We start from the raw sequence: 24,084 nt of genomic DNA, 5'->3' as shown, positions 1-24,084 counted from the left end.
AACCCCTCCATTATTAGTTTCCATGAATATACTTAACCTTTTCAGGTTGAAGCCACAATCCCTCTTCTCCGGCAGAATTCCGGACTTATTGCTCGCGGACCCACACGGCCATCTCTCCCCGCCCCCGGTTCGCCCAGGCAAAATAAGGGATGAACGCTGCGGTAACAGGCTGCTTTTGAAAATTTACGTCGTATTCATACAACGATCCGCCCCAATTTTCAGCTTGCACTCTGTATGCGGGCACTTGAATCGTTTGAACGCCGCCAAGCAAATTCCGGTCAAAATGCACCTCTTCACCGGAGCCGCTGTTCAGCACTATCTGGTGCAAATTCGCTCCGTTATCGGCTTCTTCCAGGCAGTATACCATCGGACCGCGCTGCAGAGCCGTTTTGCCCATCGTATCCCGAATGAGCGGATGGCCTTTCACCCGGCTGACGGACATCGGCAGGCTTAGCTCCAACACATCGTCCGGGCGCCACTCCCGGCTTATGTGCAAATATCCGTCCGCGAGCCGGCCGCCCGTTTGAATCTCCTCCCCGTTGATTCGAAGCTTCGCTTCTTTGCACCAACGAGGCACCCTGCAGGACAGGTCAAAATGAACCGGCCGTGCCGTCTGGATGTCAAACCGGACCTCTCCGTCCCAAGGAAACTTGGACGTTTGCGTCAAGCGGACCGGTTGACCGTCGATTTCGGTTTCCGCCTCGCTACCTATATAAAGATGCGTATAAATCGTCTTGTCTTTGGCCGAGTAAATGTAACGCCCCAGCGAAGCGAGCAACCTCGCGATATTCGGCGGGCAGCAAGCGCATCCGAACCAGCCCTGGCGCTCCGGTTTTACATGGTGCATGTTGTGGTTCTTGTCACAAGCGTCAGGCCACACTTCAAGCGGATTGACGTAGAAAAAATGCCTCCCGTCGCGGGACATGCCGCCGAGAACCGTATTGTACAAAGCCAGCTCCATCACATCGGCGTATTCGCTTTTCGGTTCGATCGCAAGCATTCTTTGCGCGAAAAAAATGAGTCCGATCGAGGCGCATGTTTCCGCATAAGCCGTATCGCCGGGCAAGTCGTAGTCGAGCGTAAAAGACTCCCCGTGCGCCATGGAGCCGATCCCTCCCGTAACGTACATGCGCTTCGTTACGATGTTGTTCCAAAGAATGCGGCATGCCTGCAGCAGCTCCCGGTCCCCGGTTTCCGCCGCCACGTCCGCCATCCCGGCGCATAAATACGCGACGCGGACAGCGTGGCCTTCCGCCGTTGTTTGCTGCCTGACCGGCAGATGGGCCTGGCTGTAAGACAGATCGTGCGCCATATCCAGCTGCGGAAAATGCACCTGGCCGCCCCGGCGCTCGAACTCCCACGCGTAGAAGCCGGGCTCCCGGCCCCGCTCATCCAAAAAATATTTGCTGAGCGTCAAATATTTCTCATTCCCTGTCACGCGATACAGCTTGACAAGCGCCAGCTCGATTTCTTCATGGCCATCATAGCCATGGATCTGATCTTCCCCCGGACCGAACGCTTCATTGATACAGTCGGCCAGCCGGCAGGCGACGTCCAAAATTTTTCGTTTCCTTGTCGCCTGATAATAAGCGACCGCCGCCTCGATCATGTGCCCTGCGCAGTACAGCTCGTGGCATTCCGCCAGGTTCGTCCACCTGCCGTCAGGCTCTTTCAACGTAAAGTAGGTGTTCAAGTACCCGTCCTTCTGCTGGGCGCTGGCGATCAGCTCGATCACTTCATCCGCCAAGCGCTCCAATTCCGGGTCCTTTCCGGTTTCCAGCAAGTAGCTGACGGCTTCCAGCCATTTGGCTACGTCGCTGTCCTGAAAAACCATGCCATAGTACTCCCCATGCTCAAGTCCGGCGGCTATTTTGAAATTCTGAATCGCATGGCTGGGCTCCGCCCCCTCCACCCGGTCATTCAACGCTTCCCACTGATAAGGGACGACAACTTCCCGAACCAATCGAATATATTCGGACCAAAATGCGTCCGCAATCTGCACGTTAATCATTTTATAAATACCACCTTTTAAGTAAGCGCTTTTATTATCATGATACATGTAGTAACATAGTATTTATATATCCTTTTACAACTATATTTTTAAATATTTCAACCTTTTGGAGGTATGCTATGAGCTCACCGATTCTTCATTTCATCTCACCGCCGGTCCCCTATTTCATCGATTGCGGCAGAGCTTCTTACCATAAGGGAGAGTACCATATAAGCAGAAAACAAATCGGAGTGTTCGACTTGATCGTGGTCACCAAAGGCACTTTGCATCTGGGAGAAAGGGATACCGAATGGGCGATCGGGCAAGGGGAAGCTTTCATTCTCAGACCCGATTCGAGCCATTACGGCACGCTGCCGTGCGAGAGCGATACGGAGATCATCTGGATTCATTTTCAGACATTCGGAGCCTGGAGCGAATGCAGCTGCATGGACGTTTGCCTGGAAAATCAGGCCGCCCTCATCGACAATCATAAGAAAATGGCTTATTTGAACCACAGCGAGGTTTGTTCGATTTTCATTCCTAAATTTATGAAACTGTCATCGAAAGCGATGGACATTCTGGAGCAATTTTTCCAGCTCGACGAAGAACCGAGGTCTTTGAGAAACTGGAAAAGACAGACGGCTTTTCAGCTTTTTTTCCAGCACATCGACAGGGATTTTGCCGCAGCCTCGGATGTGACCGCATTCCATCTGGCCGAAAAAGTGGAGCTCTATCTCCGCCAAAACTATACGCAAAAAATTACAAATTCCCAACTGCAAAAAGATTTGAACTACCATCCCAACTATTTGGCCAAATGCATGCTAAAAGTATACGGAATGACGCCCATGGATTACTTGCAGCAGTATCGCATCGAGCAAGCCAAGAAGCTGCTGATTCAAACCAAATGGTCCATGACGCGCATCGCGGAAGAAGTCGGATTTCAGCATGGCTCTTACTTTTCCTACTGCTTTTCCAGCAAAGAAGGCATGTCCCCGCTCAACTATCGAAAAAAATGCACCGGGCAGCCCGCAGAATGAACAAAACGGCGGCCCTTCAGGCAAAAGAAAACCGGCATCCGCCTAATCGCAGATGCCGGTGAATTTTAGTTCCGACGCGCATGGCAAGCCGCCGCTTCCATGAGGCCTTTGATATAGCCTACGCCATACAAACGGCCTAACAGTTCGTAACCGGGATTGGCGTTGTCCTCCCCTTCCATCGTTGGAACATGATCGGGTCTCGCCGGGCCGTCGTAACCCAGCTCGTAGTACAGCTTCATCGCTTCCAGCATGTTCGTTTTGCCGTCGTCATGGAACGTTTCTTCGAACCGCTCCGCGTTGCCCCGCACATCGCGAAAATGAACGAAGAAGACTTTACCCTGCGCCGAAAATCGGCGGATAACAGCGGGAATATCCTCACCGGCCGTAGCCAGCGTGCCTTGACACAGCGTAATCCCGCTGTAAGCGCTCGGCACGAGGTCGATAGCGCGCTGCAAAGCATCGGCGCTCGTCAATATCCGCGATACGCCGCGGATCGGGGAGATCGGCGGATCGTCCGGATGCAGAGCCAGCTTGACCTTCGCCTTTTCAGCTACCGGGACAATCCGCTCCAGATAATACTTCAGGTTGTCCCACAGCTTCTCCTCGCTGACGATCCCCGCTTCCGTAAGCGGAGCGTCCTTCATCAAAGCGTGATCATAGCTCGACACAAGCGCCCCTCCCCGCGTGCGGGTCGTTGTCGAAGTGCGAAACCAACCGAATTGAGCCATAAAATTATAGCAGAGAACCGGGATACCTAACGCGCCCATATGGGTAATCAACTGCTGCATGACCTCAATTTCCTCGTCTCTGCCCGGCAGCCCCAGTTTAATTTTATTCGTCGGAGGCGCTGACTCGATCACGAGCAGTTCAATGCCAAAATCCTCGAACCGCTTTTTCATATGCATAAGATTGACAAAATCCCACGGTTTCGTACCGTGCTCCGCTTCAGGAAGCGGCCCCACCGCATAATTGACACCCATCTGTTTAGCCAAATGCCACAGCCGATTCGGCTTTGAAGTAAAAAACTCCGCTAATTGCATCACCGCACGCACCCTTCCAAATGAAATTCTACAGCCATTTTAGCAAAGCGGATTTTGCCTGCACAGGCGACGATTTTATGATAATGTTTGATATTTTTCATCGCTGTAAAATACTCCCCCGGATCGTAAAAAATTCACTGTCGACAATCCCTTATTTTTCTTTACCATAAGACATAATAACCGTGAGAAAAGAGGGATGCGAACATGAAATACGACGATCCTGAAACCATCAAACAGCTTACTCCGCTATGGCAAGGCGACAGATTTCCGAACGGACGGCCGCGGGTTCCGGACGACATTTTGCACAGGATGACAAGAATTACATTGGAGGAAGCATGGGGGCCCCTTTGGAACGCCGGCTACCGCTACCAGTTTGAAGGCGATTTTAAAATCATCCATCCGAACAAAATAATGGCGGGCAGAGCGGTGACAGCCGTACTCGTGCCAAAACGCCCCGACCTCCACGAAACATTGCTGAACTACGGTCATCAACAGGAAGGCAGAAGCGGTTTTTTCAATCAGTGGGTCATCGATATTTTGGAGGAAGGCGATGTGGCAGTCGTCGACATGTTCGATAAAGTGTACGAAGGAACATTCGTAGGCGGCAACCTGTCCACGGCAATCGCGGCGAAAACCAAAACAGGCGGCGCCGTCATTTGGGGAGGCATTCGCGACAATCAACAGGTCGAAAAAATAGAAGGCATCAACGTCTATTACCGTGGCAGCGATCCTACGGCCATTGGCGATGTATCGTTAGTCGGCCTAAATACGCCTTGCAGAATCGGACGAGCCATCTGCATGCCCGGCGACGTTGTGCTGGGCACTCCGTCCGGGGTCATCTTTATTCCGCCGCATCTGGCCGAACCTGCGCTCATCCAAGCGGAAAAATCCCAGGTCCGCGACATATTCGGCTTCGTCCGCCTGAAAGAAGGAGCCTACACAACAGCCCAAATCGACTCCCCCTGGACAACCGCCATTTGGAACGACTTTCTCACATGGTTCGAAACAACCGAAGACGCCGCCCCCTACCGGCACTTAGAGTGGACCAACGAACTGGAGGAAGCCAGATAATACAAACAAAGGACCGGAGGTTTAAGCCTCCAGTCCTTCTTAGATGTCCCCGAGCGCACCTTTTATCCATCCTCCTACAGAGACAAAATACTTCCCCTGGCGACATACCCTTTCAACCACTCACCCTATTACTCCGATGCAAAATTTCCCCTCCTAAATTTTCGTTTTCATCCCCTCACTATTTCGCTACGTAAATACAAGACGCTTTCCCCGGTGGCATCCCCTTTCGACCGCTTTCCTACTACTCAGATTCGGCTTGCTTATATCCCAATAGTCATCCCTCTTAACACTATCCCCTTTACTCAGATATAGAAGGCCGTATCCCGCTGTTCTTCCTTTCAGTCACTATCCCAATTACTCAGACGTAAGAGGCTGTATCCTGGAGACTTACCTATCAGACACTAACCCCAATTATTCAAACGCAGGATGCCGTATCTCAACGATGTCCCTTTCGACCACTATCCCTTTTGCTCAGTGGCGCAACTTTACTTTTTAAAAATTTTCACCAACCACTTGAAACAAGAACAAATGTTTGGTAACATGTAAAAAGAACATATGTTTGCTTTTTTTTGTCGTTGGGAGGGGGCAAATCGATGGATGAAATGAACTGTAGTGTGTCTTTAGAGCAGTTTTGTCAGCATTTTGCTACTGAAGAAGCATGTGTGGAGTATTTGTTTCAGACGAAATGGCCTATCGGGTTTGTTTGCCCTCGATGCGGACACCAACATGCCTATGTGACAGGCACACGGCGGCTCCCGCTTTACGAATGCCGGCATTGCCGCCACCAAACGTCGCTTACTGCAGGCACGATCCTGGAAGGTAGCCGGACGGATTTGCGCAAATGGTTGATTGCTATGTTCCTAGTTTCCCGCCCCACCGATCAGGGCATTAACGCAGTAGAACTCTCAAAAATCATTCAAGTTACATATAAAACAGCCTGGCTGATCCTCCACAAAATACGCAAAATGATTAGTGAGGCCGACCAATCCGCTCTGTTGTCCGGCATTGTAAGGATTAATTCCGCCATCTACGGAAAACCGTACAATCCTTCTATTCGGAAGCATCCGCAGGAGCACTATTTTCTCATCGGCTCTTCGCTTAACGAGCACGGAGAATCCAATTACTTGAAAATGAAGCTGATTTCAGAGGCAAACATTCACAACAGCGTTATTTTACGGTCTGAAGACGCCACATTTATTAAGAAGCATGTAGAACCTCAAACTAGCGATGTCCAAATCATAACCGGCCGCTATAGCCCCAAACGCTTCCGCTCCTTATTAGCCATTGCCGCTCAAGCCGGCAAGTGGATCAATAAAAATTTTCATGGAATTGGACATAAATACTTGCAAAACTATCTGGACGAATTCAGCTACCGTTTGAATCTCTCCATTCGTACCGAGCCGCCATTCCCCCATTTAACACGAATATGTTTCGCTACTTCTCCATCAGTTTCACAAGTTGCGAAAATCGCATCATAGTCCCTACAGGGAGTTTAGATTGGATTAATGACTGGTTTAGAGTAGCTTCAAGAGAGATTCAAAATCCGAGAGTCAGTTATCATGGGTCAACTATCATGGTAGTGTTTTTTAATATTGGTTTGTGCGTTGTATCTGAGTTGATGGGATAGTGGTCATAAGCAGTGGTTGAAAGTATATCATCTCGTCTCACTCCTCCCCTCCACATACCATGCTTTTAAGTTTCTTAGGTTCTTAACCTGGTCTGATCTTGCTGTTTGTGCTGTGTTTCTTGTGCCGTTTCGTCGGCTGCTTTGGCAAATATTTATCGGTGGTACGATTCTCTGTAGTCGCTTGGGGATAGGCCGACTTTCTTTTTGAAGATTTGGCTAAAGTAACGGGAGTCTTGATAGCCTACTTTTTCGGCGACTTCATAGTTTTTGAGGTAAGTGTTGCGGAGCAGTTGTTTGGCTTTGTTCATTCGGATTTCTGTCAGTTGTTCGATAAAGGTTTTGCCTGTGTTCATTTTGAACAGCAGGCTCAGGTAAGTTGGCGTCATGTAGACTTTTTGCGCCATATTGTGCAGGGTTGCGTGTTCGCAGTATTTTTCCATGTTCTGAATCGTTTTTTGAATGATGCTGGAGTGTGCGCTGTTGTATTTTTGCGAGATGGCATGGCCGAGTTGTTCGAGGCATTTTCGGACATGGGTGATTACTTCCTGAAGCGTGTTCATCCGTACAATTGAAACGATATCGAATTGGCGGCAGTCAAGATCGCTGCCGAATTCCGATGCGGCTCTCTTTTCGATTCCGATTAATAAGCGAATTGATATTTCGTAAATTACATTGACTACAACGGTGCCGTTTTGAAGGATGGTTTTGTAAAAAGCTTCGATTTCTTGATGCAGCTCCGAGTTTTTGCACCCGGACATCAGCGCAGTGAACAGCGCCTTCTCCAGAGCATCCGGGTATTCACAGGCTTGCCGGTTCTCTTTGATGTCGTCGTAATACGCGACTTTCCCATGCCCGAGGTAGAACATGTGCTGCAGGGCACGCGAAGCTTGCCGATAAGATTCATAGATGCAATCCAGATGATCGGACGGTTTGCCGACTCCGATATTTACCTTGCAGGTAGGATATTGAACGATTTTTTCCTGAAGCAGTTCGGCCATTCCCTTTGAATGCCACGAAAATAGTATACCTATCCGGTCCAAGCCGTCCATAAAAACAAAAACGTCGTTACTGTCAGACAAGGTTAGTTTGAGAAAATGTGCAAGCTTTTCCAGTTCCTTGTACAAACCGTTCTCGACGTTATGGAGTTCTGACAGTTCAACTAAAGCAATGGCGGGAAATATATAAGAATGGCTCAAATCCCGAGCGGAAAGTTTTTCATTCAAGCTGCGTTCACTCATGGAGTCTGAATAGACGAACATCTCCCAATCCCTCTTTCGAAAAAACTGGATTTTTACGAACGAGAAAGAAACCGTTTTCAGTTACTCTCTGATTTATTTTATTATGGAATTGAAATTCAGTCAACTTAATTATAGGTTTTGTTATGTTTACTTTTTATAGTTATGTTTACTCTTCAAAGAAAATTGATTGTTACTTTAGAGGAATCCGAAGAAATCGGGGCGGGGGGTTGATAGCGGGGTTTGATATTCGAAGCTGAACTGTGTACAACGCATCATGGCTGATCGCAGCCGATTTCACTAAATTCAATCGGGCGTCAGCCATGTAATTTTGTAAACTTATGATTGGGGATAGAGCTCCATCGCTTCGGACAGCAGCATGATCGCCAGTGCCTGGCCATACGCTGTGGGTGTAAGCGGAATTGCTTTGTAATGATCGTCGTTCATGCCGATCGCTGTGCCATATGATACTCCGGTAACGGTTCCGTCTTCGCCGATCCGGTTAACGACGGCTTCGAGCGCTTTGCGGCCCGTTTCTTTAAAGCGTTCAGGGAGGTAGCCGAGGCGGATCCCCTTAAGAATGCCATAACCAAAACCGGCTGTGGCCGAGGTTTCGACGTAGGAACCCGGGTCCATGAGCAGCGTATGCCACATGCCGTCCGGCTCCTGCAGCTCGCTCAGCCGCTCGACTTGGGCGTGCAGCGTTTCCAGCAAGTATCGTTTCAGCGCCCCTTCAAGCCCTGTCAGCTCAAGGAACTCCACAACGCTGGATGTGAACCAACAGTTCCCGCGGGCCCACAGCGACTTGCCGTACGCGTGCCTGCCGATAAAGTTCCAGCCGTGATACCAGAGGCCTGTCGGCGTATCATACAAGTATTTGATATGAAGCAAAAACTGATATTCGGCTTCTTCCTGCAGTTCTTTTTTGCCGGTGATTTGTCCCATTTTCGCTAAAAACAGCACGGTCATGAACAGCGTATCGTCCCAAAGCTGCCTGTCGTTCGCATCGAGTATCGTAATATGCTGAAGGCCGCCTTCTTTCGTCCTCGGCATGCCGTTCATGATCCAATCCGTCCACTCCAGGCAAGTATTCAGGTATGATTCATTGCGGCTTATTTCGTAAATATGCGCCATCGTCAGCAAGGGGGCTACGGTGTTCACATTTTTGCTGGGCAGGCCCTCCTGCATGTGACGGTCGAACCAATCGGTCATGAAAGTCAAATACGCTTCGCGTCCGGTGTGCCGGTAATATTTGTACAGTCCGAACAGAGCCACGCCGACAGGCCATTCCCAAGTATCGAAATTCATGTGGTCGTTCGAATTGTCTTTATTGGCTGAAATCATTCGTTCAAATACTCGCTTGAGCAGTTCTTCCGCCTGCAAGGTTTGCATAGGTTTGGTGCCTCCTCTATTCGTTAAGTTTGTACCGGTATTGCCGTAAGTCTTGTTTGACTGCCGCCCTTCACTTCCATAATATGTTGATCGACGCTGAGCCATACGGATGACGAGGACGGATTGCACACAAAATCCTGTGCAGCCGAAAACTTAAGCCGATGAAACGCTTGAAAGTAATCCACGATTTCCATGTTCGTCGCGTACCAAATATCGTCTCTGTCACCGGCAAGCCCGCAAAATTGCTCAATCAGCTCCCAGTTGTTGTCTGTATCGAATTCATAGCTGTGCCCCCATACGTACATTAAATACAGATACTGCTGTTTGTGCAGAGCTATGAAGCTTTCGGCAAGCGGCAGCAGGTTGTCTCTATGGTGACAGGTCGGCTTCCACTCCAGCCAATCGTCGGGAATGCCAAAGTCTTTCGTCGTTTGCACGACTCGGGCGTACTCGATTCCGAGGTGCGGGAGCATGTCTTTGATTTGCTTGTTGAACGAACCATTCGGATAAGACATGCCTCTCACCGTATATCCGAAAGTTTGCTCCAGTCTTTTGCGGTCTTCCATGATTTCATGGACGAGCTGCTCTTTGGGGCAGCGCGCAATGGTCGGATGGGTCAGCGTATGGGCGGAAACCTCGTGCCCCTGATACAGCGAAGGAGCCTCGGCCTCCGTGAGGCGGTCGCCTTCGCCGAACATCCCCGAATTCAAGTGGAACGTCCCCTTGATCCCGTTCCGGTTAAATATGCCGACTAGCCTCCGGTCGGCCGCTCTGCCGTCATCGTAGCTCATCGTAAGCGCTTTATGTTTTCCGTTCGGATAACATAACAATATTTTGGGCATCTCGCACCGCCTCTTTTCTTATTAAAGAGATTGTTTCTCCTGCAAATTATTCCATTGATTCGGCTTTCGCGCAAGACCGGATTGCCGAATAGTGCAGGGATGCGGGCTTTCGCATGATGGCAAAAGCCCCCGCACCCCGCCTGTTCTTAGGGGGAACAGGGGAGCAGGGGTAAGCCGTATGCTTCATACCGCGGTGGCTTTATTTAGAACTTTTGTTTTTCTCCAAAATGGCGTTTGCGTCTTTGCGGAACTTTGCCGCCGCCTCTTCGACGGATATTTTTTTGTACAAAATTTGCTCCCCTGCGGCTTTCAGCAGTTTCTCGACTTCAATCGAGCCTACAGGGCTCGGAGGGTCCATCGGGCTGCTGTTTTGCTCAGCCCAGGCGACATAATCAAAGATTTTCACTTCATTGGCGCTTAAAAGCGGTTTGAGCGCGTCCTTCACTTTCGAAGATACCGGCACGCCCCGGTCGCCTTTGATCAATTTGTTCGCTTCGATATCGTTGACGAAGAAGCTGATGAATTTGGCTGCTTCCTCCTTTTGCTTCGAACTGTTTGTCACGGAGAAATACATGCTCGGCTTCAGGTACAGCGCTTTGCTGCCGTTGCGTCCGGGCATCGGGTACAGCTCGAGCGGGCGGTCCTTGATGAGGTTGGCAACCGCCAGGAACTGGTTGGATCAGCCGTGGCCCGAGACGGCGTGGCCGAGCAGGATTTCATCTTCCTCCGCTACGCCTTTCTTTTGCGATTCTTTGTCGAGCGAGAACACGTATCCGGCGTCATACCATTGTTGATATCGTTTGAAGAAATCGATAAAAGGCTTGTCATCCGCGTAGCCGAGCGCGGTTCCGTCGGCATTGTACATTTTTTGATCGAGCGATCTCAAATAATAAGGGAAATAAACTTCGTAACGCTGCGCAAATCCTCCGACCTGCTTGCCTCCTGCTTTTGCCTTGGCGGCTAACGCCTCAAAATCGTCCCAAGTCCAGTCTTTACCCGGCAGGTCGATATTCAAGCTTTTCAGTGTGTTCACGTCCAGCGTCGTTTCGAGCGCATTCACGCCCAGAACGTTTTTTTCATCTCTATTTCCTCCCCTGGTTCTGTTTAAATGCAAACAGATAGCGCTTACATTTTCATTATCCATCTTTTGGGAAGCGGAAAGAATTCAGAAATCGGTTATTTTTGTTTAAAAAACAGTGTTTATTGCGCGAAAAAAAACGGCGGGTGCCGCCCGCGGATCAAACATATCCCGCAAGCGGCACCCGCCGCGCATAAGGTCAACGCCTCAAATTTCTATTTCTTTTGAGCCGCTAAAAACTCGCCGATTTGACGATTGAATTCGTCTACGATTTTTTTGCTTCCCGCATCTTCCAGACGTTTTCTGACGTCTTTGATCTCGGCGTCCGCATCGGATTTCACAACGCCGAAAGTCAGCGGTTTCACGTATTGCGTCAAAATGTTGTTCACGGCCGCAAGCTCGTTTTTCACTTTGCTGTCGTCGAAGTTGAACGCTTGGAGCGGCGCCGTTACAGCTGTTTTGAGCATGTTGTCGCGCAGCTCGTTGTAGTTCGGAATGCCGCCTTCGATCGGGCGGACGAGCTTGTCTTCGCGCCATCCCCAAGGGCATGCGCCTTCAGGAGCATAGTTCGGGCTGTCGGCCAGCAGCTTGATGCTTTTGCCGTCTGCGCCTATGTCATAGTGCTTGCCTTTGATGCCGTAGAACGTCAGGTCGAAATACCGCGGATCGTTGCGGAACAAATCGAGCATCATCAGAGCGCGCTCCGGATTTTTCGAGTTTTTGTTGATCGCAACGCCGTTCTGGATGTACGGCTTCAAATCGACCGGATTGCCGTAGTTGGTGTCTGCCGCAATGACTTTCCAGTCCGGATGTTCTTTGTTCACAGTTGTGTACAAAGAGTTCATTGTGGAGAGGTTGCCGCTGACGATTGCCGCTTTGCCGTTTTTGAACGCGTCGTTGTCGGTCGTTTTGCTGACCATCGCGCTTTTGGACCAGTAGCCTTTGCCCGCCCAATCGGAAGATACTTTGACGCCTTCCGTGAAGAAGTCCGTGTCGTATAAAGAAACCGCCTTCACATCTTTGTCCGAAGCATTGTACCACATGGAGAAGTTGCCGGTGCCGCCGATTTCGAACCAGTTTTTCATCTTGTCCTTAGGCAAGTAGATCGGATAACCAACCCATTGCAAACCGGCTCCGTTGATCGGTAGCAGCCCTTTTTCGCCTTTTGCGACTGGCTCGTAATACTTCGCCATATTGATCGAGTTCGACGCCGCGTCTTTGACGTCCACGTTGTATTTCTCGGCCAGGTCACCGCGGAACAGCGAGATAACGCCCTGAATTTCTTTAAAATTCATCGGCAGCATGTACACTTTACCGTTCAGCTTCGCCTGCTCCCAAGCTTCCGGGTAAATGCTTGCCGCGGTTTTGGGGGCATATTGTTTCAGCATATCCTGCGTAATTTCCAAAAATCCGCCTTTCGTCGCTTGGGTGTTGTACTGCGCCCAGTTGGCGGTATAAATCAGGTCGAAATCTTCCCCGGATGCAAACAGCAGCGGGTACTTTTGCTGCCAGTCTCCCCAGGACAGGAAGCTGACGTCCACCGTAGCGTTAATGTCCTGCTTCAACATTTTGTTGACTTCGCCGTAGACGAGATCGAAATCTTTGGGCTTGTCCCCAAGCAGATACATTTTCAGCTTCACTTCTTTGGACGTATCGGCTTTTTGGGAGCCTGCCGCGGAAGCCGCAGTCGGCGCCGCGCTGGCCTCCGGCGATTTGCCAGGCTCCGCTGTCTTGGGCGACGAGCAGCCGGCCAGGGCAAGCGACAGTGCCATCGGTACAGCAACGAGGCCTTTCCATTTCAAGCTCTTTATCATGTTTGTTTTCCCCTTTCAATTATGTGTATATATGATAAATCGGGCAAGCCGATTTTATCCTTTGACCGCGCCGATCGTAATGCCTTTGACGAAATACCGCTGCACGAACGGGTACAGCAGTACGATCGGGCCTGTCGCTACGAGCGTCATCGCCATTTTGTAGGAATCGGTCGGCATCGTAGGCAAAGAGATTCCCGCTTGCGTCATCGCCGCGCTGACGAAATCGAGCTTGCTCAAAATTTGGTACAGGAAATATTGCAGGTTGTACAGTTTTTCGTTGTCGATGAAAAGCATCGTGTTGAACCAGTCGTTCCAGTAATTCAGCGCGATGAACAGACCGATGGTCGCCAGCGCCGATTGCAGAAGCGGCAAAATAAGCCGCGTGAAAATGGTGAAATCGCCGGCGCCGTCGATTTTGGCGGATTCCTTGATCGCCTCCGGAATCGCGCTGACGAAACTGCGCATGATCAGGATATAGAACACGTTCAGCAGAAGCGGAATAATTAATGCTAGCAGATTATTTTTCAAATGCAAATATTTGACGATCAGAATATACCACGGAACGAGTCCGCCGCTGAACAACGTCGTGAAATAAAAGTAAAACGCGAAATGGTTGCGGTACTTGAAATCCTGGCAGTTCAGCACGTAGGCGGTCATCGCGGTCAATAAGAGCCCGACAGCCGTTCCGACGGCCGTAACGAAGATCGTTACCCCGTAGGCTCTGAACAATTTGCCCGACGACTCGAATAAAATATCGTAGGCGGCCAGCGAGAACGATCGCGGAATGAGCCGGTATCCGTCGGTCACGATCAATTCCTGCGGGGTGAACGAGCCCGTCACCACCATGATAAACGGTAGAATACAGAGAATGGCAAAACTGCCAATGAGCACATAACCGACAAGGTTAAACCATAGTCTGTCAGCTTGTATTTTTCGCATCGGTTTCCCCCCTAAAATAAAGCGTAATCTTTTTCCACTTTTCGCACGATGGTATTGACGGTCATAATGATGATGAACGAGATTACGGATTGATATACGCCTGCAGCGGACGACATCCCGAATTCCTGAATGTTGAGGAGCGAGCGGACCACGAACGTGTCGATCACATCCGTTGCGTCAAAAACGAGCCCGTTGTCGCCGACAACCTGGAAGAACAGCTGGAAGTCTCCTCTGACGATATTGCCGACCGAAAGCAGCAGCAAAATAATGATCGTCGGCACGAGCGCAGGCAGCGTAATAAGGCGGATGCGCTGAAAAATGTTCGCGCCGTCGATCTCGGCGGCTTCGTACGTCTCATTGTCGATGTTCATAATCGCCGCCAGGTAAAAGACGGTGCCGTATCCGACGGATTTCCACGCTGAGAAGAAGATCAGAATAAACACCCAGGCCGTCGGGTTCGAGTACACGTCGATCGGTTCCATGCCGATGGATTTGAGAAACGTGTTCACCGAGCCGAATTCGTAGTTGAAGAAGTTGTAGACAAACGCGCCTACCACAACCCACGAGATGAAGTAAGGCAAAAATACGGCCGACTGCAGCAATTTGCGGAGGCGCTTACCGGCCATCTCTGCGAGTATAATCGCAAACAAAATCTCCAGCCCGTTGTTGATGATGATAAAGGCCGTATTATACAAAACCGTGTTGATCGTCACCCGGTAAAGCTGGCCCGATTCGAAAAAGTACTTGAAATTGTCCAGCCCGACCCAAGGGCTGCCGAAAATGCCTTCCGTGTAGTTATACTGTTTAAATGCAATGACAATCCCCGCCATCGGCAGGTAGGCCATGACAAAGAAAAACAGGACAGCGGGCAAAATCATCAAAAACTTCACTTTGTTTTTGCGTATTTCTCCGAAAAATCCCCGTCCGATTGCGTTCATCCTTATTGTCCCCTCTTTCTGGCTGTCTGTGCTTTTCATAGTTCTATCATAGGGCTGCGGGAACGCGAAAAAAATAGAATAAAACTATAAAAGTAAGGAATATTCAACACGGTTTGCCTGACGCACACGGGCTTGATTTAACAAGAACCAGCCTATATGATGAATACCATCATCCGAAATTTTCTGCAGTTTTAGGGGGCATCACCGTTGTTAAAATTACTTATTGTCGATGATGAAAAAATGACCCGCGACGGGCTCATGCATTTCATTCCTTGGCGCGAGCTCGGCATCGATATGGTCAAAGACGCCGAGGACGGCCTGCAAGCGCTCCAGCTCAGCATGCAGTACAAGCCCGACATCGTGCTTACCGATGTGAAGATGCCGCGGATGGACGGCATTCAGTTCGCGACGAAGCTTAGAGAGGCGCTTCCTCATTGCAAAATCATCTTTTTGAGCAGCTACGCGGACAAAGCGTATTTAAAATCGGCGATACAACTGCAAGCGCTTGATTATTTGGAAAAGCCGGTCAACCTGGAAGAGATCAAAAAGCATATCCGCGAAGCCGCAGCGCTGCTGCAGGAAGAGCAGTCCCGCCGCTTGAAGGAATCGACGATGGAGCACAAGCTGAGCATGAGCATGACTTTGCTCCGGGAGGAGTTCGCCCTGCAGCTGGCCAGCAAGCCGCTCACCCCGGAGGAACTGGACGAAGCCCTGCTGCTCACCGGCAAGGACATACCGCCCGGGGCGGCGCTCACCTCGGTCGTCGTCAAGCTGCTCGGGCTGAAGGACGCCGCCCTGCACCTGCTGCAAGTCAGCAAGAAAACGCTCTTCGAGCGGATCGAAGCGGTTTGCGCCGACTACGAGTTGGAATGCTTTTGCGGCTTCAAGGACTTGCAGCATATCGTCATTCACGCGTACAGCAAGCGGCTGGCCGACGCCAACCAGCTCGTCATCCCGCTCGGCCGCATCCGCGGAGAGCTGCAGGCCTTGTTGAACGAACCCGTGAAGACGTTCATCGGGATCGGGCAAATCGTATACCGCGCCCACCGCGCGCTGGAGTCTTACCAAACGGCGATCGTCGCGGTGCAGCGCCAATTTTTTCTGGGCTACAACCAGGTGACCGTTTACCGGGAGTTCGAATCGCACAAGCGCTCCCACCCGCTCGACGATCACTGGATCGAACAGTTCTCCGCCCACCTTGCGGCCGAGCAGAAGGAACAGGCGATGTCCGTTGTCAAGCAGGCAGCCGGAGAAATCGCCGACAACGAAGACACGCTGGTCAACAGCGCCAAAAACTTTTTCTTCAAAATGCTGTTGGCCATTTACCGGGCAGGGGACAAAAAAAATGTGCCGCTGTCGGAGGAGGGCGCCGGGGAGCAGTTTTTGTGGAACATCATCGTCCAGCTCAATACTTTGGCTGAGGTAGAGCAGTACGTCTTGGGCAAGTTGGAGCGGTTTTTCCGGTATTTGGAGCAAAGGGAACAGGGCGGCTCCATCGCGCTCAGCATTCAAAAGCATGTGCTCAAGCATGTCGACGAGCCGGATTTGTCGATTAAATCGATTTCCGATGCGCTGTATTTGACGCCGAACTATTTGAGCCTGCAGTTTAAAAAAGAGACGGGCTCGACCATCAACCAGTATATAACCGAATTGCGCATCGAGCGGGCGCAGGAGCTGCTGCGCGACCGCAAGCGCAAGCTTTATGAAATCGCCGCCCTCGTCGGCTTCCAGGATGCCAATTATTTTGCCAAAACGTTCAAAAAACTGACGGGTATGACGCCGACGGAATACAAGGAGAAATACTCATGAGCATGTGGCAGCTGCTGCGCAACTTGAAGCTCAAGCAAAAATTGATGATTTTCAATTCGCTGCTCATCATGATCACGCTCAGCATTTTATCCTATATGTCCTACAAGCAAAGCTCGGAAACCGTCAATTCGGAAGTGCTGTTCTCGACCAAACAGGTGCTGGAGCAAACCGATTCGTTCCTAAACTACAAGCTGGGCAAAATTATCGAAATTTCCGACAGCATCGTAGTCGACAGCCATATGAACGACATGCTGTCGCGCCCGGTCGCGACGTATACGCTATCCGATCAGCTGCGCGATTTTCAGAACTTGTCGCTGAATCTTTCCTCCTTTCAAAAGGTGGACGATATCGTCAAAATCCGGCTTTTTATTAAAGACGGGCTGATTTATTCGAACGAGCAGACGATGTTTTATCCGATCAGCTTGTTTGCCGGCTCCCCGACGGAACAGCTGCTTAAACAAGCTACGGGCAAAATGAAGTGGATTTCCGACGAGGAAGCGGTTCCGGCGCTCCGAGATCCCGAGCAGAAAGCGATTCATTCGATCCGCTACATCAAAAATTTCAGCGCCCTGGACGACAATGTCGGCGTGCTGAGCATCGATATCCGCGAGGAAATGCTGAAAGATATCGTGAAACGGGCGAATACGACGCAAAATGGGGTCGCTTATTTGCAAAATTCCAGCGGCTCCATAATCGTCAGCTCCAACGAGCGGCAGTTGAAGCGGTGGCTGCTCGAAGCCCCCGTCACCCAAAGCATCGCCAATCAGGACGATCCCTGGCAGACGCTGACCCGCAGCGGCGAGAGCGTGCTCGTCGGCGCGAAAACGATCAAAGGCACCGACTGGCAGCTCGTCACCGTCGTTCCGCTGGAAGAGATGTACTCGACCAGCAAGAAGCTGCGGCAGCAGACGATCATCGTCATGTCCGTGCTGGTCATTGTGGCCAATATTTGTCTGTATTTCATCTCCAGCTCCATTACGAACCGCATCGGCATCGTGATCCGCAAAATGCGCAAAGTGCAGAGCGGCGAGCTGGACACCGTCAAAGTGGAAACGACCCGCGATGAGGTCGGGGAGCTTGTGGAGAACTTCAACTTTATGGTCGGGCGGATGAAGTTTTTTATAAGCGAGCAGTACAAGCTGGGGCAGGAGGCGAAAAATGCCGAGCTGAAGGCGCTGCAGTCGCAAATCAATCCGCACTTTTTGTACAACACGCTCGATTTGATCAATTGGACGGCGATCCGCCACAACGTGCCCGATATTCCGGAAATTGTGCAGGCGCTCAGCCAGTTTTACAAAATCAGCCTGAACAAGGGCGACGAGATCATTTCGGTGGAAAACGAGCTGAAGCACGTGCAGCTTTACGTCGAGATTCAAAACAAGCGCTACGGCAACGCGATTACGTTCCACATTGATGTCGACGAAAGCTTGTACGACTGCACGATGCTCAAGATCACGCTACAGCCTATCGTGGAAAACGCCATTTTGCACGGGATTATGGAGGGCGATTCACGGCATGGGGAAATTGTCATCCACTCCTATACGGACAATGGGGATATGGTGCTGTGCGTCGAGGACAATGGCGTCGGCATGCCGGACGAGCTTGTGAGCCGCTTGAACGCGAACGATGTTCACGATAAAAAAGACGGCTACGGCATCAAAAACATTAACCGCCGCATTAAGCTGTACTACGGCGAGCAATACGGGCTCCATTACCGTAACAGCCCAGGCCAAGGCACAACCGTTGAGATTCGGCTGCCGATTGTGCCGCTCGCACAAGACGAGACGCAAGCGATGCCGGTGAAATAAAAGGATCGCCCCTGGCTTGGCAGCTAAGGGGCGATCCTTTTGCCGGAGCAAGAAGCGGCTCAGGCATTTCCCGCAAGTGGCGGGAAAACTGCTTAGCAAGCTGTTCCTCAACTCCACTTTAGCAGCGGTTTGGAGGCTGACCAACTGTTGCCCCCCGCGCCGCACCACGCCACACCTGAGCCGATAGCCATAATCTGTCAGGGGGTGGTTGCGGGTGCGAAGAAAACCTGCAAAAATACATGAATTTGTGCCCTTGATGCGCTGGCCGCGAACAATTCCTGCAATTGTGCAGGCTTTTCGCCGCACACAGGGGCTCAGGTTCATTATCGCCGAAAATTCCTGCACTTTCGCAGGCTTTTTGCCAAAACGAGCCATTTCCGCAGGAAAAAACTGCACTTATGCAGGTTTTCTCCTGTCCTGTCTTGCCAAACCGGCTCTTGATCGCACGACATGCAGCGCAACACCCGCTCAGCTCCCTGCGCGTGGTGTTGCGCTGCATCATGGCGGTCGGTCAAGGCGTTATCCGCGCCAGGAGAAGCGCGCGCGTTAGGACACGGTTACTTTAAGCGCGTCCTCTAGTTCCTCCAAGCCCAGCAGAGTGCCGCCGCTTTCCCGGGCAGACTGAAGCCTCCAACCCCGCTTGAACAGTGGGTTTGGAGGCTTCTTCGCTTGGCTTATTTTCGCATCCGTGCGATGCTTACGGATTGCGGATTTTGCGGGCGATCAGTTGGATGTCCGCCGCATCGACTGTTCCGTCGTTGTTCACATCGGCCGCTTTGGCCTGGGCCCAGCCGGCATTGTCCGAACGGAAGCCTTTATAGTACACGGCTACTGCAAGGTCGCCGACGTTCACGGCTTGATCGTTGTTTACATCGATCGATTTGTACGTCACGGTAATCGATGCTGTTGCAGGAACGTCCGTGCCCTGCACCGAACCGCGCACTTCAAAGCTGCCCGGCTGTTGAAGCTTGGCCGGATCGACCGGTTCCCAGACGACCGGGAGGCTTTTGGCCGTTTTGTCGCTGTACACGGCGGTGACGACGGTCGGCAATAGCGGCAAATCATGGACGATGGAGGTGATCTGAACCGGAGTGATCGCAGCGATCACAGGCGCCTCCGCGGAGATGTCCCCGACTTTGACCAGCGCGACATCGTCCAGCACGCCCCACAGTTCGCCGGGGGACTGGATTCTCATCCCGATTGTCACTTTGCCGCCGGTTACTTTGAAATTCGCGATGGCCGGCTCGGACCAGTGCCCCCATCCGGTATTCGCAAAGTTTTGCGTCAGCTCGATATCTCCGTAATCTTTGGCAAAAATTTGCGACAAGCTGGCCCCTGCGTTGCCCTGTACCGCCGCCGTCAGCGTATAAATGCCGTCAGGCACGCCGTACACCGTTTGCGTAACGGAAAAAGAAAAGCCGGTTCCTTTGTAATATTTCAAATATTTGGAACCTGTGTGCGCATTGCCCGATCCTTCATCGCTTACGGATACGGCGGACGCATCGCCTGCAACTTCCCAAGGGTCCGGGCTCCACCCGGCTTCAAAGCCGGGGTTTTGCACGAGGTTGGCCGGGGCATCGGCCAACGCCGCCGAGCCCGGCATGAAGGCGGAGAACAGCAGGCTTGCGAACAATGCCGCTGCGCCGATCATTTTATGAACCTGCACGATGGTTTCCTCCTCTTCGTTTTATTGGTGCATAGCGCGGTATATGAGAACCGCCGCTTCCGCTCTTGTTGCCGCGTCCTGCGGCGCTATCCGGTCACCGCCGCCTTGCACGATGCCCTGCCGCAGCAATTCGGCTATCGGCGCCTCGGCATACGCGGAGATCGATGAGCGATCTTCGAATTTGCTTAAAACGGCGGCATCGGATGTTCCGGCCTGCACGGCTCTAGCCGCATGAAGCGCTCTCTGCGTCAGCGTCATCATGTCCTGCCGCGTAATAAGCTCACCGGGATGAAATGCGTTATCGCCCGCCCCGCCGGCGATTCCGAGTTTTTTGGCGATGCTGACGGCCTCAAAGTAGTAATCGGCTTGGCGCACGTCGCTGAAATTGGCGTCCGCTTTCGCCCAAAGACCGAGCGCGCGGACGAGCATCACGAGGAAATCCGCCCGGGTTACTTGCGCTTGCGGAGAGAAACTCTGCGCGCCTGTGCCTGTGACGACACCTTTGGACGCGAGAACGTCGATCACCGGTTTTGCCCATTGAACGCTATCCAGATCGGCGAAAGTTTGGCGAACGTGTGCCACGGTGTAAAAACTGAAATGAGCCGTCGTAAATGAGATTTCCTGCGTTTGCGGGTTGTATCTCGCATTCGGCACGGGAACCGCCTCGCCGTCTGCGTTCAAATACCGGACGACCAGATGTTCCGTGCTGCCGGCTTCCTCAGCGCTCGGCTTATACGGAAGCGACACGGCAACCGGCGCATCAGGATTGTGCCACGGGACGATTTTCCCGTCCGCGGACAGCAGCGTCAGCTCCCATACGGGCTTGCCGCCGAATTTTGCAGCGTCCGCAAGGCCGATCCGGACGGTGACATTGCCGCTTCCGACGCCGGCTCCTTGGAGCATGCTGCCCGGCAAGGTCATCCTGCCGAGCGGAGTTGCCAGCTCGACCGATACGTCGGCTGCGGCCGACGTCAACAGCTCCGCAGGAAGTTCCTGCGCGTATGTCTGTGCGCCCTCCGCTTGGGAAATTTCCAGCTCAATACGCTTCTTGCCGCTGACGCTCTTGGCTTCGCTCAGCAGCTGCTTCATCGTTTCGCGGTCCAGTGACGCGGCCGCTTTCTTTTGAACGGCGTCATACACCGCCGTTTGCTTCAGCTTGATCGAGCCGTCGGCGCGTCGCTCCGGCTTATCCGAACTCGCCGAGCCGCCGCTACTGCTGCTTCCAGCGCTACCGCTACTGCCGTCGTTGTTACCGTTGCTGCCATTGTCGCTACCGTTACCACCGCTATTGCCACCGCTGCCTCCATTGCTGCCGCCGTCCCCCGGGGAACCTCCGGTATCCCCGCTCTTTACGGTGACCAGCGCGCTTCCGAGCGCGGCCGGCACGATGACGAGCCCTTGAGGGGCCGTGCCCCACTCCGCGTGCCCGATGGCGATTTTGCCCGCTCCCTCCGCTTTCGCCTTAAAAGTGAGCTTCGCCACATTCGCAGGCTCCGCGAGCCCGCTGCCGGACGCCGCCAACAGCTTGATCACGCCCGGCGTGCTGCTGTCGATGTCGACAAGCGATGTGCCCTCGGCCGCAGCTTCCGCCTTCACGAATTCGAACCGGTCGCTGTCGTAGTTGATCGTCAGATCCTGTGCGTACACCTTGTAGGCCAGGCCGCTGACGCCGGCTTGCACCGTAAATTCGGCACCCGGCGTCACCTGGGCCGGTGCCGTCAAAGCTGCCGCCGAATGGTCCGTCACAAGGACAAAATCGTCGATATTGCCCCAATTTCCCGTCTCGGCATCAGTCTCGACGCCGATCGTGATTTGCCCGTTCGTAACCTCGATTCCGGACAAAACAGGCTCCTGCCAATCGTGCCATTTTGTATTGTGAATGTCCGCCGTCATCGTCGAGCCGCCGAAGCCCGAGGCGAACAGGCGCATGCTTTTTTCCCCGCCGCCGCCCTGCGTTCTGGCGCTCAACGTGTAAGTTCCGTTCTTCAAGCCCGTAATCGTCTGCGAGACGGTAAATTGAAATGCTTGATCGGCATAGTAATGAACGGAGTAATCGCCGCTGTGGGCGTTGGACGGCTCGTTCTTCACTCTGAATTTGGACGTATCTCCGGTAATCGTCCAACCGTCAAAATTCCCCGTTTCAAAGCCGGGATTGCTCACATAGTTGGTTAAGCCTTCTATCGTGACGATGGCAGACGCTTTTTCGGAAACACCCGCAATCGTTCCGTACACGGTGAAAGTTCCCGGCTTGTTCAGCAGCTCCGCATCTACGGCTTCCCATTCGACGGGAAGCTTCCTGACCGAGTCGTCCGAATAATCGGCTTTTACCGTAAGCGGAAGCGCTGCGGAGGAGCCTACAGTCACGGTCATATTCACCGGGCGAAGCCCTGTTAACACAGGCGGAACGACTGCGCCGCCGGCGGAAACGCGGTTGAACACGTCCAGAGAAGGCAAAACATTGCCCTGAAAATCAAACATCGCCTGGTTTTCCCAGCCGCTGTCCGCTCCTTCCGTCCAGCCCGCGCCCTTCACCGGAATCCAGTCCGGCTCCCAATAAAAAACGCCGAGCCCTTTGCCGCCGGGCACCTGCGCCACAACGTTCATGACATCGCGGACAGCCGAGGCTTGTCCCTGCACGGTAGCTTTGTAGCCGCCAGTATTTTCCTCGTTTTCGCCAAAATTGTTGTTCTGTCTGTCGGCATTGTCCAGCGTGTACGCGTAAGCCGTTTCGGCGACAAGCACTTCCTTGTTGTACGTGGCGCTAATGTCGTTCATGTTTTTTTGCAGCTGCTCCATCGTTCCGTGCCAATAAGGATAAAAAGAAAACCCGATGACGTCATAATCGACATTTCTTTGCTTCAACTGGTCGAAGACCCGGTGGTACAGCTCATTGTCCCCGCCGTCGGCGAGATGGATCATGATTTTGATCTTCCGGTCGGCATCGTTCCGGTTCGGATCGTTGTCCCGCACCGCTTTCGCCCCCTGCTCCAGCAAGCGGGCAAAACCGTCATAGCCGCCGATCGTTTCGCCGGCATTTTGCCGCCACGTCTTCCCGTCCGGCCAAATCATGCCGCCGTTCGTCTCATTGCCGATCTGGACCATGTCCGGCGCCGCATTTTGCGCGGTGAGATCGCTCATCACCCGCTTCGTATAATCGTATACGGCCTGCTCTAGAGCCGTTCCCGACAAATCCCTCCACGCATATGGCTTGTACTGCTTGCCGGGGTCCGCCCAATAATCGCTGTAATGGAAATCGAGCAGCACCTTGAGGCCCAGTTCTTTCGCTCTTTTGGCAAGCGCTATGGTCGTCGCTTCGTCGTTGCGGCCTCCGGCCGGCGTGATCGCCTCCCCGCCACCGCTATCGATGCGGCTGGCGTCATCCGGATTGTTCCAAATGCGCAGGCGAACCCAGTTTACCCCATGGTCTTTGAAAATTTGCAAAGCGTCTTTGCGCACGCCGTTGTCGTAATAGACGCCCCCGTGATCCTCAATCTGCTTTAACATCGAAATATCCGCACCCTTGATAAAATCAGGGCTGATCCCCGGGATCGGATTCACCCGGATCGGCGTCTCCGGCTGAACCGCGGCATATGAACCGGGAACCGGCATCGCCTGGAACAAAGCCGCAGCCATCAGCACAATGGCCAGCCTCTTTCTGATTTTCACGTTTTTCTCCTCCTTTTTGTCGGCTTTGTGCAAACTCCCCCTCATTGTAAGCGCTTCATGACAGAATTCAATCCATTTCGGCGAAGTGGATAGTATTTTCCCTGTTATTATAGTTTTCTACGGTTTTATCTC

At 52.3% G+C, this 24,084-nt stretch carries 16 protein-coding genes and 1 pseudogene; 6 read left to right on the top strand and 11 right to left on the bottom strand.

The features are described 5' to 3' along the window. Positions 1-85 precede the first annotated feature (85 nt). Complete coding sequence (locus tag AC0LWT_RS21345) at positions 86-2,011, bottom strand: glycoside hydrolase family 127 protein (protein ID WP_474683293.1); 1,926 nt, start codon at positions 2,009-2,011, stop codon at positions 86-88. 119 nt (positions 2,012-2,130) lie between these two features. Between AC0LWT_RS21345 and AC0LWT_RS21340 the strand changes: the two genes are divergently transcribed. Continuing rightward, positions 2,131-3,027 (top strand): AraC family transcriptional regulator, encoded by an 897-nt coding sequence (locus AC0LWT_RS21340; RefSeq protein WP_474683292.1) that lies wholly within the window; start codon positions 2,131-2,133, stop codon positions 3,025-3,027. 65 nt (positions 3,028-3,092) lie between these two features. On the opposite strand, the gene AC0LWT_RS21335 is transcribed toward AC0LWT_RS21340, so the two are convergent. After that, positions 3,093-4,067: a mannonate dehydratase gene (locus tag AC0LWT_RS21335; RefSeq protein WP_474683456.1), complete on the bottom strand. Its 975-nt coding sequence runs from the start codon at positions 4,065-4,067 to the stop codon at positions 3,093-3,095. A gap of 204 nt (positions 4,068-4,271) precedes the next feature. Here AC0LWT_RS21335 and AC0LWT_RS21330 point away from each other — a divergent pair, with 204 nt between their 5' ends. Next, positions 4,272-5,138 (top strand): RraA family protein, encoded by an 867-nt coding sequence (locus tag AC0LWT_RS21330; RefSeq protein WP_474683291.1) that lies wholly within the window; start codon positions 4,272-4,274, stop codon positions 5,136-5,138. Positions 5,139-5,731: 593 nt separating this feature from the next. After that, positions 5,732-6,616 (top strand): IS1595 family transposase, encoded by an 885-nt coding sequence (locus tag AC0LWT_RS21325; RefSeq protein ID WP_474683290.1) that lies wholly within the window; start codon positions 5,732-5,734, stop codon positions 6,614-6,616. A 301-nt stretch (positions 6,617-6,917) separates the two neighbouring features. Here the strand turns inward: AC0LWT_RS21325 and AC0LWT_RS21320 are convergent, their stop codons facing one another. From AC0LWT_RS21320 to AC0LWT_RS21290, 7 genes and pseudogenes are all read right to left on the bottom strand, one after another. Further along, on the bottom strand, positions 6,918-8,024 hold the full coding sequence (locus tag AC0LWT_RS21320) for a helix-turn-helix domain-containing protein (protein WP_474683289.1): 1,107 nt from the start codon (positions 8,022-8,024) through the stop codon (positions 6,918-6,920). Positions 8,025-8,339: 315 nt separating this feature from the next. Next, positions 8,340-9,392: a beta-galactosidase BglB gene (gene bglB / locus AC0LWT_RS21315; RefSeq protein ID WP_474683288.1), complete on the bottom strand. Its 1,053-nt coding sequence runs from the start codon at positions 9,390-9,392 to the stop codon at positions 8,340-8,342. Positions 9,393-9,415: 23 nt separating this feature from the next. After that, complete coding sequence (locus AC0LWT_RS21310) at positions 9,416-10,234, bottom strand: polysaccharide deacetylase family protein (protein WP_474683287.1); 819 nt, start codon at positions 10,232-10,234, stop codon at positions 9,416-9,418. Between the two features lie 199 nt (positions 10,235-10,433). Then, a pseudogene (locus AC0LWT_RS21305) lies at positions 10,434-11,300 on the bottom strand (extracellular solute-binding protein); the annotation flags it as partial. 227 nt (positions 11,301-11,527) lie between these two features. Continuing rightward, on the bottom strand, positions 11,528-13,126 hold the full coding sequence (locus AC0LWT_RS21300) for an ABC transporter substrate-binding protein (protein ID WP_474683286.1): 1,599 nt from the start codon (positions 13,124-13,126) through the stop codon (positions 11,528-11,530). 54 nt (positions 13,127-13,180) lie between these two features. Beyond that, positions 13,181-14,065 (bottom strand): carbohydrate ABC transporter permease, encoded by an 885-nt coding sequence (locus AC0LWT_RS21295; protein WP_474683285.1) that lies wholly within the window; start codon positions 14,063-14,065, stop codon positions 13,181-13,183. An 11-nt stretch (positions 14,066-14,076) separates the two neighbouring features. Then, positions 14,077-15,003, bottom strand: coding sequence for an ABC transporter permease (locus AC0LWT_RS21290; RefSeq protein ID WP_474683284.1), 927 nt, complete (start codon positions 15,001-15,003; stop codon positions 14,077-14,079). 207 nt (positions 15,004-15,210) lie between these two features. On the opposite strand from AC0LWT_RS21290, the gene AC0LWT_RS21285 reads away from it, so the two are divergent. The 3 genes from AC0LWT_RS21285 to AC0LWT_RS21275 all read left to right on the top strand — a co-directional run bounded on the left by AC0LWT_RS21285 (position 15,211) and on the right by AC0LWT_RS21275 (position 19,170). Continuing rightward, positions 15,211-16,812: a response regulator gene (locus AC0LWT_RS21285; RefSeq protein WP_474683283.1), complete on the top strand. Its 1,602-nt coding sequence runs from the start codon at positions 15,211-15,213 to the stop codon at positions 16,810-16,812. Continuing rightward, entirely contained in the window at positions 16,809-18,620 is a 1,812-nt protein-coding gene (locus tag AC0LWT_RS21280; RefSeq protein WP_474683282.1) for a cache domain-containing sensor histidine kinase, read from the top strand. The genes AC0LWT_RS21285 and AC0LWT_RS21280 overlap by 4 nt, the downstream gene beginning before the upstream one ends. 214 nt (positions 18,621-18,834) lie before the next feature. Beyond that, positions 18,835-19,170, top strand: coding sequence for a hypothetical protein (locus AC0LWT_RS21275; protein ID WP_474683281.1), 336 nt, complete (start codon positions 18,835-18,837; stop codon positions 19,168-19,170). 147 nt (positions 19,171-19,317) lie between these two features. Here the strand turns inward: AC0LWT_RS21275 and AC0LWT_RS21270 are convergent, their stop codons facing one another. Together AC0LWT_RS21270 and AC0LWT_RS21265 are read right to left on the bottom strand one after the other, a co-directional pair. After that, positions 19,318-20,286, bottom strand: coding sequence for an Ig-like domain-containing protein (locus AC0LWT_RS21270; RefSeq protein ID WP_474683280.1), 969 nt, complete (start codon positions 20,284-20,286; stop codon positions 19,318-19,320). Positions 20,287-20,307: 21 nt separating this feature from the next. Next, a complete protein-coding gene (locus tag AC0LWT_RS21265) occupies positions 20,308-23,952 on the bottom strand; it encodes a glycosyl hydrolase 53 family protein (RefSeq protein ID WP_474683279.1) in 3,645 nt (1,214 codons plus the stop codon). Between the last annotated feature and the right edge of the window lie 132 nt (positions 23,953-24,084).

It is taken from the genome of Paenibacillus sp. sgz302164, assembly GCF_056120505.1.
This window is presented reverse-complemented; position numbering and strand designations above follow the sequence as displayed.

Coding starts and splice junctions, on each gene's coding strand:
- AC0LWT_RS21345 (WP_474683293.1), bottom strand. CDS start 2,011: ATGATTAACGTGCAGATTGCGGACGCATTTTGGTCCGAATATATTCGA.
- AC0LWT_RS21340 (WP_474683292.1), top strand. CDS start 2,131: ATGAGCTCACCGATTCTTCATTTCATCTCACCGCCGGTCCCCTATTTC.
- AC0LWT_RS21335 (WP_474683456.1), bottom strand. CDS start 4,067: ATGCAATTAGCGGAGTTTTTTACTTCAAAGCCGAATCGGCTGTGGCAT.
- AC0LWT_RS21330 (WP_474683291.1), top strand. CDS start 4,272: ATGAAATACGACGATCCTGAAACCATCAAACAGCTTACTCCGCTATGG.
- AC0LWT_RS21325 (WP_474683290.1), top strand. CDS start 5,732: ATGGATGAAATGAACTGTAGTGTGTCTTTAGAGCAGTTTTGTCAGCAT.
- AC0LWT_RS21320 (WP_474683289.1), bottom strand. CDS start 8,024: ATGTTCGTCTATTCAGACTCCATGAGTGAACGCAGCTTGAATGAAAAA.
- bglB (WP_474683288.1), bottom strand. CDS start 9,392: ATGCAAACCTTGCAGGCGGAAGAACTGCTCAAGCGAGTATTTGAACGA.
- AC0LWT_RS21310 (WP_474683287.1), bottom strand. CDS start 10,234: ATGCCCAAAATATTGTTATGTTATCCGAACGGAAAACATAAAGCGCTT.
- AC0LWT_RS21300 (WP_474683286.1), bottom strand. CDS start 13,126: ATGATAAAGAGCTTGAAATGGAAAGGCCTCGTTGCTGTACCGATGGCA.
- AC0LWT_RS21295 (WP_474683285.1), bottom strand. CDS start 14,065: ATGCGAAAAATACAAGCTGACAGACTATGGTTTAACCTTGTCGGTTAT.
- AC0LWT_RS21290 (WP_474683284.1), bottom strand. CDS start 15,003: ATGAACGCAATCGGACGGGGATTTTTCGGAGAAATACGCAAAAACAAA.
- AC0LWT_RS21280 (WP_474683282.1), top strand. CDS start 16,809: ATGAGCATGTGGCAGCTGCTGCGCAACTTGAAGCTCAAGCAAAAATTG.